Source organism: Streptomyces sp. NPDC003327 (genome assembly GCF_053589515.1).
In genome coordinates this window covers 1-18031 of the sequence record NZ_JBSFSA010000021.1, presented here as the reverse complement: position 1 = coordinate 18031, position 18031 = coordinate 1, and the positions used below count along the sequence as shown (strand labels likewise).

Annotated in this window: 15 protein-coding genes; 9 read left to right on the top strand and 6 right to left on the bottom strand. The window is 75.5% G+C overall.

The annotated features are described in order from the left end of the window. Positions 1-94: 94 nt before the first annotated feature. Genes ACWDVG_RS17980 through ACWDVG_RS17970 form a run of 3 tightly spaced genes read right to left on the bottom strand, consistent with a single transcriptional unit; the run spans position 95 to position 3088 of the window. Positions 95-1552, bottom strand: a complete 1458-nt coding sequence (locus ACWDVG_RS17980) for a lipase maturation factor family protein (protein WP_451700199.1) — start codon at positions 1550-1552, stop codon at positions 95-97. 22 nt (positions 1553-1574) lie between these two features. After that, positions 1575-2153, bottom strand: coding sequence for a DUF1990 family protein (locus tag ACWDVG_RS17975; protein ID WP_451700198.1), 579 nt, complete (start codon positions 2151-2153; stop codon positions 1575-1577). After that, positions 2150-3088: a YndJ family protein gene (locus ACWDVG_RS17970; protein WP_451700278.1), complete on the bottom strand. Its 939-nt coding sequence runs from the start codon at positions 3086-3088 to the stop codon at positions 2150-2152. Before ACWDVG_RS17970 ends, ACWDVG_RS17975 begins: the two co-directional genes overlap by 4 nt. A 222-nt stretch (positions 3089-3310) precedes the next feature. On the opposite strand from ACWDVG_RS17970, the gene ACWDVG_RS17965 reads away from it, so the two are divergent. From ACWDVG_RS17965 to ACWDVG_RS17930, 8 genes are all read left to right on the top strand, one after another. Beyond that, the gene (locus ACWDVG_RS17965) at positions 3311-4630 is read left to right on the top strand and encodes a DUF6777 domain-containing protein (RefSeq protein ID WP_451700197.1); all 1320 of its coding nucleotides are present in this window, start codon (positions 3311-3313) and stop codon (positions 4628-4630) included. Between the two features lie 197 nt (positions 4631-4827). After that, positions 4828-6903 (top strand): SpoIIE family protein phosphatase, encoded by a 2076-nt coding sequence (locus tag ACWDVG_RS17960; RefSeq protein ID WP_451700277.1) that lies wholly within the window; start codon positions 4828-4830, stop codon positions 6901-6903. A gap of 89 nt (positions 6904-6992) precedes the next feature. Continuing rightward, positions 6993-8372 carry a wax ester/triacylglycerol synthase family O-acyltransferase gene (locus tag ACWDVG_RS17955; RefSeq protein WP_451700196.1) on the top strand — a complete coding sequence of 460 codons (1380 nt, stop codon included), beginning with the start codon at positions 6993-6995 and terminating at the stop codon, positions 8370-8372. 43 nt (positions 8373-8415) lie between these two features. Next, positions 8416-9339, top strand: coding sequence for an Fpg/Nei family DNA glycosylase (locus ACWDVG_RS17950; protein ID WP_451700195.1), 924 nt, complete (start codon positions 8416-8418; stop codon positions 9337-9339). A 703-nt stretch (positions 9340-10042) separates the two neighbouring features. Beyond that, positions 10043-10795, top strand: coding sequence for a LytR/AlgR family response regulator transcription factor (locus tag ACWDVG_RS17945; protein WP_451700193.1), 753 nt, complete (start codon positions 10043-10045; stop codon positions 10793-10795). A 162-nt stretch (positions 10796-10957) separates the two neighbouring features. Next, positions 10958-11377, top strand: a complete 420-nt coding sequence (locus ACWDVG_RS17940; protein ID WP_451700192.1) for a hypothetical protein — start codon at positions 10958-10960, stop codon at positions 11375-11377. Between the two features lie 19 nt (positions 11378-11396). Beyond that, positions 11397-13142, top strand: coding sequence for a sodium/solute symporter (locus ACWDVG_RS17935; protein WP_451700191.1), 1746 nt, complete (start codon positions 11397-11399; stop codon positions 13140-13142). After that, the gene (locus ACWDVG_RS17930; protein ID WP_451700190.1) at positions 13139-14347 is read left to right on the top strand and encodes a histidine kinase; all 1209 of its coding nucleotides are present in this window, start codon (positions 13139-13141) and stop codon (positions 14345-14347) included. Before ACWDVG_RS17935 ends, ACWDVG_RS17930 begins: the two co-directional genes overlap by 4 nt. Before the next feature lie 22 nt (positions 14348-14369). Here the strand turns inward: ACWDVG_RS17930 and ACWDVG_RS17925 are convergent, their stop codons facing one another. From ACWDVG_RS17925 to ACWDVG_RS17915, 3 genes are all read right to left on the bottom strand, one after another. After that, positions 14370-14861 carry a hypothetical protein gene (locus ACWDVG_RS17925; RefSeq protein ID WP_451700188.1) on the bottom strand — a complete coding sequence of 164 codons (492 nt, stop codon included), beginning with the start codon at positions 14859-14861 and terminating at the stop codon, positions 14370-14372. A gap of 226 nt (positions 14862-15087) precedes the next feature. Further along, on the bottom strand, positions 15088-15546 hold the full coding sequence (locus tag ACWDVG_RS17920; RefSeq protein WP_451700187.1) for a PaaI family thioesterase: 459 nt from the start codon (positions 15544-15546) through the stop codon (positions 15088-15090). Positions 15547-15550: 4 nt separating this feature from the next. Next, entirely contained in the window at positions 15551-16129 is a 579-nt protein-coding gene (locus ACWDVG_RS17915) for a sigma-70 family RNA polymerase sigma factor (RefSeq protein ID WP_451700186.1), read from the bottom strand. 259 nt (positions 16130-16388) lie between these two features. Between ACWDVG_RS17915 and ACWDVG_RS17910 the strand changes: the two genes are divergently transcribed. Next, on the top strand, positions 16389-17600 hold the full coding sequence (locus ACWDVG_RS17910) for a CapA family protein (RefSeq protein ID WP_451700184.1): 1212 nt from the start codon (positions 16389-16391) through the stop codon (positions 17598-17600). Positions 17601-18031: the final 431 nt, after the last annotated feature.

Below are 18031 nucleotides of genomic sequence, written 5' to 3'. Positions count from 1 at the left end.
CACGGCGACGTCGTACCCCGCGGTCGAACCGACGAGGCCGCCGTCCTCACGTCGCGTGCCCCCCGGCCCCCCGTGGCCCGGGGGCACCGTCGCGTCAGGGCTCCCGGTCCACCGGCTCCCGCAGCCGCGTCGGCGGCAGGTACTCCCGCACCAGCGCGCGGTGCCACCACTCCCCGGTCGAACGCAGCTCCCGCCACGTCGTGAAGCGGTAGCGGTAGAGCCGGGCGCGGACGTACGCGGGCGGGGCGTCCGGGAAGGGGTTGTGGGCGAGCAGCCGCAGGGTGTCGCGGTCGCCGAGCAGCAGCCGCTCGACGAAGGGCCCGAACCAGTCCCTCGCGTAGCCGGGGGAGAGCGCCGCGAACCACATCAGCCAGTCCAGCCGCAGGTGGTAGGGGGCACAGGGGCGCGGCAGCCGCCGCGGATCGCCCGGCTTGCCCTTGAAGCCGTACGCGCGCCACTCGGAGTCCGGGCCGGGCGCCGGGTCCCCGGTCCCCTCGACGACAATCTCGTCGCGGATCCGGCCGACCGTGCCGAAGGCGCCGTAGCTGTTGACCAGGTGATACGGGTCGAAGGACCGGTTCATCACCTGGCGGCGGGAGAGCAGGTTGCGCACCGGGCGGTAGCTGCGGACGGCCACCGTCACCGTCAGGCCGAGGACCAGGACGACGTACCAGAGCGGGGGGTCCGGCCGCGGGTGGTCGCCGGTCAGGGCGGAGACGTCCAGGGCCGAGGAGTCGAGGGCGGAGACGTCCACCGCGGAGACGGCGATGACGATGGTGAGCCAGTTGAGCCAGGCGAAGTTGCCGGAGAGCACCAGCCACAGCTGGGTCGCGATCATCAGCGCGGCCGCGACCGTCGCCACCGGCTGCGGCGTGAACAGCAGGAACGGCACGCCCAGCTGGACCACGTGGTTGGCGCCGGCCTCGACCCGGTGCAGGGGCCGGGGCAGCCGGTGGAAGAACCAGCTCAGCGGGCCGGGCATGGGCTGGGTCTCGTGGTGGTGGTAGAGGCAGGTCAGGTCCCGCCAGCACCGGTCGCCCCGGATCTTGATGAGACCGGCCCCGAACTCGACGCGGAACAGCAGCCACCGCAGCAGCAGGAGCACCAGGATCGGCGGCCCGGTCTCGTCGTTGCCGAGGAAGACCGCGAGGAACCCGGTCTCCAGGAGCAGCGACTCCCAGCCGAAGGCGTACCAGGTCTGGCCGACGTTGACGATCGACAGGTACAGGCCCCAGAGCAGCAGCCACAGGAGCATCGACACCGGGAGCGGCACCGCGTCCCCGGCGCCCGCCACCAGGGCGAGCGCCAGGGCGGCCCCGGTCCACGCGACGAGCGCGAAGAGCCGGTCGGAGTAGCGCCAGTGGAAGAGCGAGGGCGTGTGGCGCGGACGGGTCCGGCGCAGGTACGCCGGTACGGGCAGCATCCCGCGCTCGCCGATCAGCGCCCGGAACTGAAGGGCCGCGGAGAGGAAGGCCACGCAGTACACGACGGCCAGGCCCCGCTGGAACACGATGCGGCTCAGCCAGTACTCGGGAGCGGTGAACCACTCCATCCCCTCCAGTATCGGTCCCGGATCAGCCCCGGACGATCCGTGCGAGGTTCCGGCCGAGCAGGCGGGCGTAGGCGAGCTGGAGCCGGGGGACCAGCGGCCCGGCGAGCCGGGTGTACCAGGCGGCGGGGCGGCTGAAGGCGGTGACCGTGAATCTCACGGCGCCGTCGTCGCCGAGCTCGACGACGAAGGACTCCTCGCCGCACTCCGGATGGCCGGGGAGCGTCCCGTACGCGAAGCCCGCGCGCCGCTCCTCGTACGCCGTCCAGATCACCGCGCAGGGGACGCCGTACCGCAGCCGACCGAGACCGAGGGAGACCGTGAGGCGTACGCCGGGCGCGGCCCGCCGGGAGTCCGCGTCCACCCGGGCGCCGGTCGCCCGGTGCAGGTCCCAGGTGGTGACGGCGTCCCTCGCGGCGGCGAAGGCGGCCGGTCCGTGGCCGACGGTGGCGGTGTGGCGCAGGTGGAGGTAGCCCGGGGGCAGGTCGTCGGGGGTGCGGGTGGCGCCGACCTCCCGGTACGTGAGCCCGGGGCGGCTGCCGTCCCGGTCCTGCGTGCGGGGGCGGCGGCCGGGGGTGGCGAGGCTGCGCGTGAGGCGGGTCATGCCGGGAGCTCCGTTCGGTGGGTGTCGGCCGTGCGGCGGCCGTACGGGGCGGGGGCCGCGGCCGCGGCCGCGGTGGAGTGGAGGCGGCGGCGGGCGAGCAGGGCGCAGACGGCGAAGCCGAGGGCGTTGCCGAGGCCGTGGGTGGCGGCCGTCCAGGTCAGGCCGAGGTGCGGGAGTCCGGTCGCCTCGCCGAGGGCCCAGCTGAGGGCGAGCAGCATGGTGACGGAGAGGACCAGGGCGGAGACGGCGAGCAGGGCCCGGGTGAGCCGGTCGGTGGCGAGGTCGCGGCGCTCCCGCAGGGTCAGGACGGCGACGGCCGTCATGCCGGCGGTCAGGACGACGGCGCCGACGAGCTCCGCCCAGTCGTCGATGAAGTACCCGATGAGGACGAACAGGGTGCCGGCGGGGACGCTGAGCGCGGCGAACCGGGCGGTGGGCCCGTCGGCGGCGGCCCGGTGCACGAGCCCGGCGACCAGTGCGGCGGCGAAGCCCGCGAAGTGGAAGTGCGGGACGGTCAGGGCGAGCATGTCGAGGTCGAAGCCGAAGAGGCGGTGTCCGGCGCGTTCGGAGACGAGCGCGAGTCCGGCGACGGCGGGGGAGACGAGCGCCGTGAGGACGGCGATCTCCCGCGGTCGCAGGGAGCGGGTGAGGAACAGCCGGGCCGGGGCCTGGAGCGCGAGGGCCAGGGTGGCGAGCGCGTAGACGGCGGCGAGCGCGGTGGCGAGCCCCGAGCGCGGCAGCCAGAGGGAGAGCGCGCCCGGCAGGGCGAGGAGCACCCAGCGGCGGCGCAGGAACGCCCAGCCGGGAGGCCGTGGACCGTCGTCGTCGAGACCGCCGTCGAGTCCGTCGTTGCGGCCGCCGTCGAGCAGGGCGAGCCCGGTCGGGACCACCCACAGCATGCCGATCGTGACGATCGGATTCACCAGGACCGACAGCGCGGTCATGGGTCACCACCCCCGTTTGAACACGTTCAACCGATGGTTCGAGCGTAGGGGTTCTCTTGAACGTGTTCAAGTGGAGGGGTGGGGGTCGTCGCGGGGACGCCCCCGGTCGGCCGCCCTCCGCTTGCGGGGCCCCGCCCCCTGCGACAGACATGAAGGACCGGCAGGACGCCCGGGCGCAGGGCGCCGGGGGAAGAGACGATCGGGAGACATCAGGTGCCCTCACCCACGCGCCCGACACGGCGCACCCCCATCAGCCCCAGCAGCCCCACGAGCCCTGTCCATCCCACCCGCTCCTCCGGCCCGGTCGACGGGCTCGGCGCGCGCACCGGTCTCGCGGCCGTCACCGCCGCCACCGCTCTGCTGCTCGCAGGGTGCACCGCCGCGAGCGACGGCGGCAGCGGCGGCCGGGCCGCCGCACCCGCCCGGGTCGCCGAGCAGGACGTCCACCTCCAGCCCGTCGCCGCCCGCGGCCCGGACCCGTTCACCGCCTCCACCGCGCGCCTCGACGCCGTCCGACCGGCCCCGTCACCCGCCCCGAACGCCGAGGGCGGCCCCCGCGAGGTCACCGGCTCGGTCCCCGGCCTCTACGGCGGCACCCGCTCCGTCGCCAGCTGCGACGTCGAGCGCCAGGTCTCCTTCCTCGCCGCCGACAAGGACAGGAACCGCGCCTTCGCCGAGGCCGCGGGCATCCCCGAGACCAACGTCGGCGGCTGGCTGCGCGGGCTGACCCCCGTCGTGCTGCGGATGGACACCCGGGTCACCAACCACGGCTACCGCGACGGCGCGGCCGCCCCCTTCCAGGCCGTCCTCCAGGCCGGAACGGCGGTCCTCGTCGACCAGTACGGCGCCCCGCGCGTCCGCTGCGCCTGCGGCAACCCGCTCCGCACCCCCCGCACCGTCCCGGGCGCCGTCCACCAGGGCGACCCCTGGGACGGATTCGACCCCGACCGGGTGATCGTCGTCCGGCCCACCACCACGGTCGTCACCGAGCTGGTCATCGTGAACGTCGTCGACAACACCTGGATCGAACGCCGCACCGGCAGCGACGGCGACCGCGACCGCACACCCGACACCCCGCCCACCTGCGACCCGGACGCCTGTCACCTCGCGGGCGAGGGGACCCCCGACCCGTCCGGCTCCGACGGCACCGGCACCGGCCCCGTGAACCCCCCGCCCCCGACCGCCCCGACCGCGCCCACGGGCCCGGTGACCCCGAGCACGCCCGACACTCCCGACACGCCCGTCACCCCGGACGTCCCGGCCGTCCCCGACATCCCGTCGACGGACCCGGACGCCGCCACCCCGCCGGAGCAGGACCAGGAACTCCTCCCGGAACCGCCCGCCCCGGAACCCGACACCGCCGAGCCGGACGCACCCGTGGACCCCGACGCGCCCGTGGACCCGGACGCGCCCGCGGACCCGGACGCGCCCGCCGACCCGTACCCCCACCCGTACCCCGACGGCGAACTGCCGCCCGAGGAGCTCTTCCCGGGCGAGCGGGAGCCGAGCCAGCCCGAGACCTTCGAAGGCTGAGGGGAACGGTGACGACGGGCGGCGGCGACCCGGGGAGCGGCGGACCCCGGCCGGCCCCCGGTGCGCCCGACCCCGGTGCGCCCGACCCCGCCGTGCGGGACCCCGCACCGCGGGACTCCGCCGCGCCTGCGCCCGCCGAGCCCCCGCCCCTCTCCGTCGGGGCGCCGATCCTGGAAACGTACGGCTCCGCCTTCCGCATGGGCGGCTTCGACTGGGACCTGCTCGACGGCACCATGGCCATGGACGACGCCGCCCTCGAGGTCTTCGACATCGACCGGACGGAGTACGACGACCGCCCCGAGAGCCTCGGCACCCGGGTGCTGCCCGACGAGGGCCGCCGACTCGACACGCTGGTGGCGCAGGCCCTCAAGGAGGGCAGCGAGCAGTACGGCGCCTACTTCCGCATCCGGCGCCGCGACGGCCGCCACCAGTGGACCCACACCCAGGGGCTCGTCCACCGCGACGCCTCGGGCCGTCCCGTCCGCATCGTCGGGATCCTCCGCGACGCCACCCACGAGCTCACCGAGTCCGCCGCCCGCCTCGGCCTCGACGAGGGCCGCAGGAAGCGCGCCGGGGTCATCGAGGGCACCACCGCCGCGCTCGCCTACGCCAGGACCGTCCAGGACGTCATCGACCTCCTCAACGACTCCCACGCGCTCGAACACTTCGGTGCCGCCAGCCTCGTCATGGGCCTCCTCGAAGCGGGCCGCATCCACCTCGTCGCCGAGGGACCGGCCGGCGCCTTCGTCCCCGGCACCCGCTTCACCCGCGTGGACGAGCCGTACCCGATGAGCGAGGTGATCCGTACCCTGCGGCCCCGGTTCATCGAGACGGTCGACGACTTCGCCGAGTCCTACCCGGTCCTCTGGCCGCACATCAGCGGACTCGGCATCACCTCCGCCGCCTACCTCCCGCTGGTGGCCCAGGCCCGGCCGATCGGTGCCCTCGGCCTGCTCTACAGCGACAAGACCGGCTTCAGCGAGGACGAGCGGACCCTGCTCGTGGCCCTCGGCAGCAGCATCGCGCAGAGCCTCCAGCGCGCCATGCTGTACGAGCAGGAGCACGACCTCGCCGAAGGCCTCCAGCAGGCGATGCTGCCGCGCCGGATCCCCGAGGTGCCGGGCGCCCGGATAGCCGTCCGGTACCGCTCGGCCCGCCTGGGCCGGGACATCGGCGGCGACTGGTACGACGTCATCCCGCTCCCCGGCGGCCGGGTCGGCGCCGTCATCGGCGACGTCCAGGGACACGACACCCACGCGGCGGCCGTCATGGGCCAGCTCCGGATCGTGCTGCGCGCCTACGCGGCCGAGGGACACACCCCTGCCACGGTGATGGCGCGCGCCTCCGTCTTCCTGCACGAGCTCGACACCGACCGCTTCGCCACCTGCACCTACGCCGAGGTGGACCTGGGCACCGGAGTGGTCCAGGTGGTACGGGCCGGGCACGTCGACCCGCTGGTCAGGGAGCCCGACGGCGGCTGCCGCCGGGTGCCGGTCGAGGGCGGGCTGCCGCTCGGCCTCTCCGCGGAGTTCGGCCGGCTCGACTACCCGGTCACCACGCTGGACCTGGACGCCGGACAGACCCTGCTCCTCTACACCGACGGCCTGGTCGAGAAGCCGGGCGCGGACCTCGACGAGGGGCTCCAGTGGCTCTCCTCCCTGGTCCGTCGCGGCCCCGCCGACCTCCAGCAGCTCGCCGACCACCTCTGCGACGTCGTCGCCGACCGGGGCGGCGAGGACGACGTCGCCATCCTGCTGCTCCGCCGGCGGGCGGCGTACGGCCCGGCGGGCGCCGGCCGGTTCCGGCAGCACGTCGCCCAGAGCGATCCCGAGGCGCTCAGAGCCGCCCGGCACATGATCCGGGCCGCGGTGCGGGCCTGGGGCGCGGGGGAGCGCGCCGACGAGATCGAGCTGGTCGCCGACGAGCTGATGACCAACGCCCTCATGCACACCGACGGCGGAGCGATCGTGACCCTGCGGGTGCTCCCCGGCGCGACGCGCCGGCTGCGCGTCGAGGTCGAGGACCGGTCCAGCGCGCTGCCGCGCCGCCGCGAGGCGGGGGAGCAGGGCGTGTCGGGCCGCGGGCTGCTCCTGGTGGAGCGGCTCTCCGACTCCTGGGGCGTGGAGTCCCGCGGCGGCGGCAAGTGCGTGTGGTGCGAGTTCGCCGTCGGACCGGCCCCGGAGGAGCCGCCGAGGGGCCGGGGGTCAGCTCCCGACGGGCCGGGACGAGCCTCCGAGGGGCCGGGACGAGCCCCCGAAGGGCCCGGACATTAACTGAGCGTGAACTGAACGTACTTGACCGTAACTGACAGTGCGCGATTGACTCTGCTCAACCGCCTCTCCGCGCAGGACGTGAGGACACCGTGAGCAGCGAGCTACTGGCACCACTCGACCTGGCCTTCTGGCACCTCGAATCCCCCGCCCACCCCCTCCACCTGGGCGCCCTCGCCCACTTCGGCCCCGTCCCCGCACCCGCCGGAGCGACCCGGCCCGACCGCCCGGACCGGCCCGCCCCCTCCGGTCTCCTCGACCTGCTCGCCCACCGCGCCGCCGCCGTCCCCCGCCTCCGCATGCGGGTCCGCGACGTCCTGCTGCCCGTCGGAGGCGCCGCCTGGGCCGCCGACCCCGCCTTCGACGTCCGCCGCCACGTCCACGAGATCGCCCTCCCGGGCGCCGACTTCCCCGCAGAGGCCGCCCGCCTCGCCGCCGAACTCATGGAGCGGCCCGTCGAGCGCGGCCTGCCGCCCTGGGAGATGTACCTCCTCAGCGGCGCACCCGACGGCTCCTTCGCCGTCCTCGTCAAACTCCACCACGCCCTCGCCGACGGCATGCGGGCCGTCGCCATCGGCGCCGGCATCTTCGACGAGATCGCCGCCGGCCGCCGTACGACCCCGGGCCGCGGGCGCCGCCCCGTACCGCCGCACTCCTGGCTCCCCGACCCCGGCCGCCTCCTCGGCCTCGCCCGCGACCGGCTCGGCGACCTCGGCCGGGCCGTCGACGTCGGCGCCTCCGTGGTCCGCGCCAGCCGCCTCGACCCGCGGCCCGCCACCGCCGCCCTCACCGCCGACTCCAGCGGCACCCGCAGGATCGCCACCACCACCCTGCCCCTCGACCGGGTCCACGCCGTCCGCCGCAGCGTCGGCGGCACCGCCAACGACGTCCTCCTCGCCGTCGTCGCCGGAGCCCTCCGCACCTGGATCGACGGGCGCGACCAGCCGCTCCCGGGCGCCGATCCGCGCGCACTCGTCCCCGTCTCCCGCCGCCGCCCCGGCAGCGCCCCCGGCCCCGGAAACAGCCTCTCCGGCTACCTCCTCGACCTGCCCGTCACCGAACCCGACCCGGCCGCTCGGCTCGCCGCCGTCCGCACCGCCATGGACCGCAACAAGGCGGCGGGCCCCCACAGGGGCGCCGGAGCCGTCGCCCTGCTCGCCGACCGGCTCCACCCGCTCGCCCACCGCTTCGGCGCACCCCTCGCCTCCGGGGCCGCCCGCGTCCTCTTCGACCTTCTCGTCACCCAGGTCCCCCTCCCGCGCTCCGCGCTCTCTCTCGGCGGCGCCCCGCTGCGCGCCCTCTTCCCCATGGCCCCGCTCGCCCGCGGCCAGTCCCTCGCCGTCGCCATGTCCCCGTACGACGGCCGGGTCCACATCGGCCTCGTCGCCGACGGAGCCGCCGTCCCCGACCTGGACGCCCTCGCCGCGGCCCTCACCACCGAACTCGACCTGCTCGCCCCCCTCACCCCCTGAGGCTCGGGGGGCGCAGCGGGCGTCCGTGCGGCAGGGTGGAGCCATGCCCGAACTTCCCGAGGTGGAGGCGCTCCGCGCGTTCCTCGGCACGCACCTGGTGGGCAAGGAGATCGCCCGCGTGCTGCCCGTCGCCATCAGCGTCCTCAAGACGTACGACCCGCCGCTCGCCGCCCTCGACGGCGGCCGGGTCACCGGGGTCGGACGGCACGGGAAGTTCCTCGACATCACCGTCCGGACGGCGGCCGGCGAAGGGAGCGCGGGGAGCGCCGAGGGCACCGGGGGCACCGGGAGCGTCGGGGAGCTGCACCTCCTCGTCCACCTGGCCCGCGCCGGCTGGCTCCGCTGGCAGGACCCACTGCCCTCGGGCCCGCCCCGGCCCGGCAAGGGCCCGCTCGCGCTGCGGACCGCCCTCACCGGCGGCGACGGCTTCGACCTCACCGAGGCCGGAACCACCAAACGCCTCGCCGTCCACCTCGTGCACGACCCCCAGGAGGTGCCCGGCGTCGCCCGCCTCGGCCCCGACCCCCTCGCCGACGACTTCGGCCCCGAGGAGTTCGCCGCGCTCCTCGCCGGCGAGCGGCGCCGGATCAAGGGCGCCCTGCGCGACCAGAGCCTCATCGCCGGCATCGGCAACGCCTACAGCGACGAGATCCTCCACGCCGCCCGCATGTCCCCCTTCAAGCCCACACAGAACCTCACCCCCGAGGAGATCACGGCGCTCCACGCCTGCGTCCGCTCCACCCTCCGCGAGGCCGTCGACCGCTCCCACGGCCTCGCCGCCGGAAAACTGAAGGCCGAGAAGAAAAGCGGCCTGCGCGTCCACGGACGCACCGGCCTGCCCTGCCCCGTCTGCGGCGACACGATCCGCGAGGTCTCCTTCAGCGACTCGTCCCTCCAGTACTGCCCCACCTGCCAGACCGACGGAAAGGTCCTCGCCGACCGAAGGCTCTCCCGCCTCCTGAAGTAGCGCCAGAACGGGTCGTAGGTCCGGTAGGTGCCCGCCAGTGACGCGGCCGCCGCCTCGGTCACGTCCGTCCGAGGACCCGCCACGCACCCTTCCAGGAACGCCCGGACGCGCTCGCCCGGCCATCCGGCCGCCGCGGCCGCCCAGAAGCGCAGTCCGTCGTACGGGTCCAGCGGTACCAGAAAGTCGAGCACGCGGTCGACGGTCCGCGGATCCGGCACCGCGCGCAGCACGGCGACGGCGCGGAGGGCTCCGTCGGCGAGCATGGGCGTTCCGCTGTCCAGGCACCACCGCACAGGAGCCGAGACTCCCTCCTCCGCACCGCGCAGCCGCACGATCGAGTCGCCCAGGGCGACGTACACCATCGTGTCGTCGAGCGACCGCTGTGCCAGATCGCTCAGGAACGGGACCGCCGGCCGGTGATCACACGCCCCCAGTGCCATGATCATCTCGTACCGCGTCTCCCACGTCCGCGGGTGGAGAACCTCGTGCCGCAGCGCCTCGAGCAGCCCCGGACCCGCGGCCGTGACCGCGGGCACGCGCAGCCGCTTCGCGGCCGCCCGGCGCTTCGCCGACGACGGGTTTTCCAGCTGAACGACGGCTTCGTCCCACGTCAGCACCGCGTACCTCCCGATCGGACCCGTCGGGCACAACGCTACGTGCCGCGGTCGCCGCCTGCTGGAACTCCTCCCCTAGACTCCCGCGCATGCTGCGCGTACTGGCCGTCGACGACGAGGAACCCGCCCTGGAGGAGCTGCTCTACCTCCTGCGCGCCGACCCGCGCGTCCGCACCGCCGAGGGCGCGGGCGACGCCACCGCCGCGCTCCGCCGGATCGGCCGCGCCCTGGAGGGCGGACCCGAGGGCGAGGACGCCGTCGACGTCGTCTTCCTCGACATCCACATGCCCGGTCTCACCGGCCTCGACGTCGCCCGGCTCCTCGCCGGGTTCGCCCGCCCGCCGCTCGTCGTCTTCGTCACCGCCCACGAGGGCTTCGCCCTCCAGGCCTTCGACCTGAAGGCCGTCGACTACGTCCTGAAGCCCGTCCGACGCGAACGCCTCGCCGAGGCCGTCCGCCGCGTCCACGAGCTGGTCCACGCGGCGACGGCCGCGCCCGCGCCGGCCGCCCCCGAGCAGATCCCCGTCGAACTGGGCGGCGTCACCCGCTTCGTCCCCGTCGACGACATCGCCTACGTCGAGGCCCACGGCGACTACGCCCGCCTCCACACCGACCAGGGCAGCCACCTCGTCCGCATCCCGATCTCCGCCCTGGAGGAGCGGTGGGCGGCGCGCGGCTTCGTCCGGATCCACCGCAGCCACCTCGTCTCCCTCGCCCGGATCGACGAACTCCGCCTGGACGGCGGCGCCACCACCGTACGGATCGGCGGCACCGACCTCGCCGTCAGCCGCCGCCACGCCCGCCAGCTCCGGGACCTGCTGATGCGCCGCGCCGGAGGCTGACCCCCTCCCCGCCCCTCCCCGGGACGGTCGCCGCACGTCAGCGGGCCGGAGACCTACCGCCCGGCCACCCCGCTGCGTAGACTCCACGCGTCCGCCGGGCGGGTGAACCGCCCGCGCGAGCCGTCCCCCGTACGTCGTCGAGAGAGGCGGGAGCGGACGCCGATGTCCGAGCACCACCCTCCCCCCGCCCCCGGCCGGGGGGACGCCCCGCGCAGGCCCCGCCGCGAGACCGTCACCTACGCCTCCGCGCACGGCCCCGGCCCCGGCGCCGCGCCGGCCCGTGCCGGACGGCGCACGGCCCACCCGCCCGCGCGCTCCGAGATCGACGAGCAGACCACCCTCGGCCACACCTACGTCCGCTCCCTGATGCGCAGCCAGCTGCGTGCCGCCCTCACCGCGCTCGGCGCGCTCGCCCTGCTCGTCGGCGCCCTGCCGCTGCTGCTCGCGCTGCCCGCCCCCGAGGCGCTCGTCTGGGCCGCGCTCGGCTTCGGCGTGTACCCGGTCGTCTGGGGCATCGCCCACTGGTACGTCCGCCGCGCCGAGCGCAACGAACGCGACTTCACCGGCCTCGTCGAACGGTGAGAACGGTGAACCGCCCCGCATGAACCAGACCTACGCCGTCGTCGCCGTCACCGCCGTCGTCCTCGCCACCGTCCTCATCGGCGCCCTCGGCCTGCGGATCTCCCGCACCACCTCCGACTTCTACGTGGCCTCCCGCACCGTGCGGCCCGGACTCAACGCCGCCGCCATCAGCGGCGAGTACCTCTCCGCCGCCTCCTTCCTCGGCATCGCGGGCCTCGTCCTCGTCCAGGGCCCCGCCATGCTCTGGTACCCGGTCGGCTACACCGCCGGATACCTCGTCCTGCTCGTGCTCGTCGCCGCCCCGCTCCGCCGCTCCGGCGCGTACACCCTCTCCGACTTCGCCGAGGCCCGCCTCGAATCGCCGCCCGCCCGCCGCCTCGCCAGCCTCTTCGTCGTCGGCATCGGCTGGCTCTACCTGCTGCCGCAGCTCCAGGGCGCCGGGCTCACCCTGGAGATCCTCACCGGCGCCCCCGACTGGGTCGGCGGCCTCCTCGTCGCCCTCGTCGTCACCGGAGCGGTCGCCGCCGGCGGCATGCGCAGCATCACCTTCGTCCAGGCCTTCCAGTACGGGCTCAAGCTCGCCGCCCTCCTGGTGCCCGCGCTCTTCCTGCTCGCCGCCTGGTACGGGGACGGCGCACCCCGCGCCCGCTTCGACGCCCCCGCGGTGCTCCGCGAGCACACCACCGTCCGGATCGCCGACACCGTACGCATCGGGCTCGACGCCCCCCTCACCCTCACCGTCACGGGCAGCGTCGACTCCGTCCCGTACGAGGCGAGCACCGTCACCCTCGGCCCGGGCACCCACCACGTCCTCGCCGGCACCGCCCTCGCCTTCGCGCCCGGCACCGAGCTGCCCGAGCGGGCCGCCGACGGCTCCGACCCCCTCGGCTGGTCGCAGCCGCTGGCCGGCGGCCGCGACGGACACCAGCTCTACGCCACGTACGGACTGATCCTCGCCACCTTCCTCGGCACCATGGGCCTGCCCCACGTCGCCGTCCGCTTCTACACCAGCCCGCACGGCCGCGCCGCCCGCCGCACCACCCTCGTCGTCCTCGGCCTCGTCGGCTCCTTCTACCTGCTGCCGCCGCTCTACGGCGCCCTCGGCCGGATCTACGCCCCCGAACTCGCCCTTACCGGCTCCGCCGACGCCGCCGTGCTCGTCCTGCCCGACCGGATCGTCGGCGGCGCGCTCGGCGACCTGCTCGGCGCGCTCCTCGCCGGGGGCGCCTTCGCCGCCTTCCTCTCCACCGCCTCCGGTCTGACGATGTCCGTCGCCGGCGTCCTCACCCAGGACGTCCTGCCCGCCCGGGGGCCCGCCCGCGGCGTACGGCACTTCCGCCTCGCCACCCTGCTCGCCACCGCCGTCCCGCTGGGCGTCGGCGTCGTCGCCTCCAAGGTCCCCGTCGCCGACGCCGTCGGACTCGCCTTCGCGGTCTCCGCCTCCTCCTTCTGCCCGCTGCTCGTCCTCGGCATCTGGTGGCGGCGGCTCACCCCGCCCGGCGCCATGGCCGGACTGCTGTTCGGCGGCGGCTCCGCCCTCGCCGCCGTCATGGCGACCCGTGCCGGGCTCGCGCCCGGCGGCTGGCCGCACACCCTGATGGCCTGGCCCGCCGTCTGGTCCGTCCCGCTCGGCTTCCTCAGCATGGTCCTCGTCTCGCTCGCCACCCCGCGCCGCGTCCCGGCCGGCACCCCCGCGCTCCTCGCCCGTCTCCACCTGCCCGAGGAGCTGACCACGCCCGTGGCCCCGCAGAAGGCCCGCCGATGAGCGGCGTCGCCCTGGCCGCCGCGGCCGCCGCCGGTGCCGTCCTGCTGGCCGCGGGCTTCGTCCTCGGACGGTTCGCGGCCCGCCGCGGCGACAGCGCCGCCGACCTCGACCTCGGCACCCCCGTCGAACGCGCCACCTTCCACACCCTGCACACCGCCTCGCTCGCCGCGCCGCCGCTGCGCGCCGGACTCACCGAGGAGACCGCCCGCAAGGCCGCCCGCACCCTGCGCTCGCTGCTCGGCACCGAGGCGCTCTGCCTCACCGACCGCGGCGCCGTCCTCGCCTGGGACGGGCCGGGCGGCGACCACCACCGCGACCGCGTCCCCGCGCTCGTCGCCGAGACCCTGGAGACCGGCCGCAGCCGCTCCGCCCGGACCGACTGCGCCGACCCCGGCTGCCCGCTGCGCTGGGCCGTCGTCGCCCCGCTGACCGGCGAGGACGGAGTGCTCGGTGCGCTCGTCGCCTACGGCTCGCGGGAGTCCGCGGTCCTGGTGCGGGCCGCGACGGAGGTGGCCCGCTGGGTCTCCGTCCAGCTGGAACTCGCCGAACTCGACCGCTCCCGCACCCGGATCGTCGAGGCCGAGATCCGCGCCCTGCGCGCCCAGATCTCCCCGCACTTCATCTTCAACTCCCTCGCCGCTATCGCCTCCTTCGTCCGCACGGACCCCGAGCGGGCCCGCGAACTCCTCCTCGAATTCGCCGACTTCACCCGTTACTCCTTCCGGCAGCACGGCGAGTTCGCCCAGCTCGCCGACGAACTCCGCTCCATCGAGCAGTACTTGGCCCTCGCCGGGGCGCGGTTCGGCAGACGGCTGAAGGTCACCCTGCGGATCGCCCCCGAGGTGCTGCCCGTGACCCTGCCGTTCCTCTGCCTCCAGCCACTCGTCGAGAACGCCGTCAAGCACGGCCTCCAGGACAGCGAGCGCGGCTGCCGCGTCGTGATCTCCGCCCACGACGCGGGGGCCGAGGCCGTCGTCACCGTCGAGGACGACGGCGTCGGCATGGACCCGGAGCTGCTGAAGGCGGTCCTGCGCGGCGAGCACCCGTCCGGCTCCGGCATCGGGCTCTCCAACGTGGACGAGCGGCTCCGCCAGGTGTACGGCCCGGAGCACGGACTCGTCATCGAGACCGGCACCGGCGCCGGCATGAAGGTCACCGTCCGCATCCCCAAGTACCGCCCCGGGGTGCACCGTTCGCCTCCCTGACCGCGCGGGTCACCGGGACGGGTCAGCGCAGCTGCAGGGAGAGATGGGCGAGCGGGAGGCCCAACTCCCAGGCGGGCAGCCACACACGGGTCGACTCGTCGACCTCCCCGCAGGGGCCCGCCGCGGTGCGGCCGTCCAGGTCGGCCGCGTGCACCCAGGTGTCGCGCAGGCGGCGCCAGGCCGCGCGCGCCAGCGTCAGGTCCGGGCTCCCGCCGTCCGTCGCCGCCCGCGCCGCGAGCCGCTCCTCGACCCAGGACGCCCACGAACTGTCGTACGCCGTGCGGCGCAGCCACTCGTCGACCCGGCCGGGCGACAGCGGCCCCGCGCCCTCGGAGAGGTGGACCGTGAGGGCCAGGGTCAGCCGGCCCGCCCGGTGCTCCAGCGTGCCGGGCGGGGCGAGCCCGGCGGCGCGCACCATCTCGTCGGCGAGGTACTCGGCACACAGCCACGCCATCGGGACGGCGATGCCGCCGCCGCTCGTGCCGCCGGTGCCGTTCGTGCTCTCGGGCAGCAACGCTCCCACCTTCTCCCGGACGTCGGGGTCCCCGACGCGGAACCCCGGGGGAGAGCCTCCTCCGGGAACGGTCCGCGCGGGTGCCGGTTTGCTCAACTCGCCCGTGTGGTTTGGGATACGTTCCCCGGCCGGATCGGTGCCGGTGGGGCGACGGAGACCACGGGGGAGCGGGGGGCGGGAGAGCCGGCGGAGGGGCGCCGGGGCAGCGGCGGGAGCGGGCCGCGGCTCAGCCGAGGAGCGCGTACACGGCGGTCGCGTGGGCGGCGATCTCCTCGGTGCCCTCGGCGGTCATCGTGATGTCCGCGAACGCCATCCGCTTCCCGGTCTTGGTGAGCCGGGCCCGGACGAGGACGTCGGCGCCGACGACCGCCCGCTGGAAGCTGATGGACTGCTGCACGGTGGTCATGGGAACGAAGCCGCCGCGTGCGGCGGCGACCGCGAGGACCGTCGCCGTGTCGGCGGCGGCCATCAGGGCCTGGCCGCACAGCCCGCCGCCCTCCCGGGCGAGCCGGTCCGACCAGGGCAGCCGGAGCACCGCCTCCCGGCCGTCGACGGAGCCGGTCGAGCCGGCCGAGCCGGCCGAGCCGGCGGACCCGACGGACTCGACGGTGAGTCCCAGATCGAGCACCCAGGGGGCGAAGTTGTCGGCGAGGACCTTTTCGGCGGCGGCGAGTGTCAGCGTCACGGCGTCATTGTGGGGCTCCGGCGTGCGACCGGGCAACGCCCGCGCGGCGCGGGCGGTAGCCGGGGAGCGAGCGGCCGAGCTGCCGCAGCGCGTAGTGGGAACGGGACTTGACGGTCCCGGCGGGGATGCCGAGGTCCACGGCGGCCTCGTTGACGGTCAGCCCGTGGAAGTAGAGCCGGACGAGGACGGCACGGTGCTCGGGGCTCAGTTCCCGGACAGCGGCCCGCACGTCGAGGGCCGCCTCCGCGGAGGCGGTGGCGTCGGCGGGGTCGGGGGTGACCGCGAGGACGCCGTCGCCGATCTCGGCGGGGCGGGCGAGGCGCGAGCGGCGCGCGTCGATGGCGAGGCGCCGGGCCACGGTGAAGAGCCAGGGCCGGATCGAGGCGTAGGAGCCGTCGAAGGCCTCGGGGTGCTGCCAGGCCCGTACGAGGGTCTCCTGGGCGAGGTCCTCGGCCCGCTGCCGGTCCCCGTAGGTGAGGCCGAGCAGGAAGGAGAGCAGCGCCGGGCCGTGGTCCCGCTGCATCTCCACCAGGGTCCGCTCGTCGGTCGTGGTCGCGCCCGCTGCTGCCGTCGCCGTCGCCATCGCTTTCCGCCTCTCCGTGCGGCTCGTCGTTCGGGGCGTATACGAACGCATCCGGGCAGCGAGGGACAGGGAACGGGCAGCGGTGTGCGACGAACGGTCGCACCGAGCGGTGAACGGCACGTCGAGCGGTCGGGCGGAGGGCTTGCGTCCGTTTCGGCAGGGTTCGTCACGACTCGCCGTATTGGCCCTTGACTGGGGCATTTCTGAGCGATGAATTCATCAGAACAGATGTTCATCCCAGGAAAGTGGCGAACCGTTGATGAGCTCACGAACCAGACCCGGCGCGGTGGCCCTCGCCGCCCTCCTGCTCGCCGCCGCGACCGGCTGCGGCGCGGGGAGCGGGCCGGACGGCGGAGGTCCCGCCCCGGGCGTCACCACCGGAGGGGCGGGTACGTCCCCCGCCGTCCCCTCCGCCGCCCCCGGCGGGGCCTCCGCGCCCACGGGCTTCACCCTCGTCGCCTCCGGCGACGTCCTCCCGCACGACTCCATCATCCGCAAGGCGGCCGAGGACGCCGGCGGCCACGGCTACGACTTCCGCCCCATGCTCTCGGGCGTACGGGGCGTCGTCTCCGCGGCCGACCTGGCCGTCTGCCACATGGAGACCGTCTACGGCAAGGAGGGCGGCCCCTACACCGGGTACCCCGCCTTCAAGTCGCCGCCCGAGGTCGCCACCGCCCTCAAGGCCACCGGTTACGACTCCTGTTCCACCGCCTCCAACCACACCCTCGACGACGGTGCCGCCGGACTCCGCCGCACCCTCGACGTCCTGGACAGGGCGGGCGTCCGCCACGCGGGCTCGGCCCGCACCGCCGAGGAGGCGTCCCGGCCCACCCTCCTCAAGGCGGGCGGCGCCACCGTCGCCCAACTGGCCTACACCTACGACACCAACGGCCGCCCCCTCCCCGAGGGCCAGCCGTGGGCCGTGAACCTGCTGGACGAGGGCAAGGTCGTCGCCGACGCGCGCGCCGCCCGCGCCGCGGGCGCCGACGTCGTCGTGGTCAGCGTCCACTGGGGCACCGAATGGCAGACCGCGCCCGACGAGCGCCAGCTCTCCCTCGCCCGCGCCCTCACTGCCTCGCGGACCGGCGGCCGCCCCGACATCGACCTGATCATCGGCACCCACGCCCACGTCCCCCAGGCGTACGAGAAGGTCAACGGCACCTGGGTGGTGTACGGGATGGGCGACCAGATCGCCGGGGACATGATCAACCACGAGGGCGCCCACGACCCGCGGGGCAACCAGGGCAGCATCGGCCGCTTCACCTTCGCGCCGCCCCGGACGCCCGGCGGCCGCTGGGAGGTCACCCGGGCGGAGTTCGTTCCCCAGTGGTTCGACACCGGCAGCGGCCGCGTGGTGAACCTCGGCGCCGCCGACGGCTCCGACCCCCGGCACTTCGGCATCCGCGAGACCATCCGGCAGGTGGTCCTCTCCCGCGGCGCCGACCGGGACGGCCTGGTGATGGGCGAGTAGCGCCCCCGGTTGCACGGGGGCGGGCCGTGTGACCGGCCCCCGCCCGTTCCGGCTGTCGGCCCATCGGGTGCTTTCGGCCCCGGCCGCGGTGTCGATGAGCCGCGCCGACCCTCGCCCGTACGAACCATTGGTCATGAAAAAGGATCAGATGCCCATGGGGCGGCGGGCGGCGCTGCGCCTGGCCGCCGCGCTCGGGGCCACCGCCACCGTCGGAGCCCTCGCCGCCGACCGCTTCCCCGCCGCGACCGGTGACACCGTCGGCGGCGCCGCGGGCGGCACTGCCGGCGGGGCCTCGGACGCGCCCGCGCGCGGCGGCGGGGGAGCGGCGGCGGGCGCCGGGCGGCGGGGGCCCCCCCACCGCCCACCCCCCCCCCACACCCCCCCCCCCCCCCCAAGAGGACGGGAGGGGTGGGGGGACAGTAGTGGTGTTC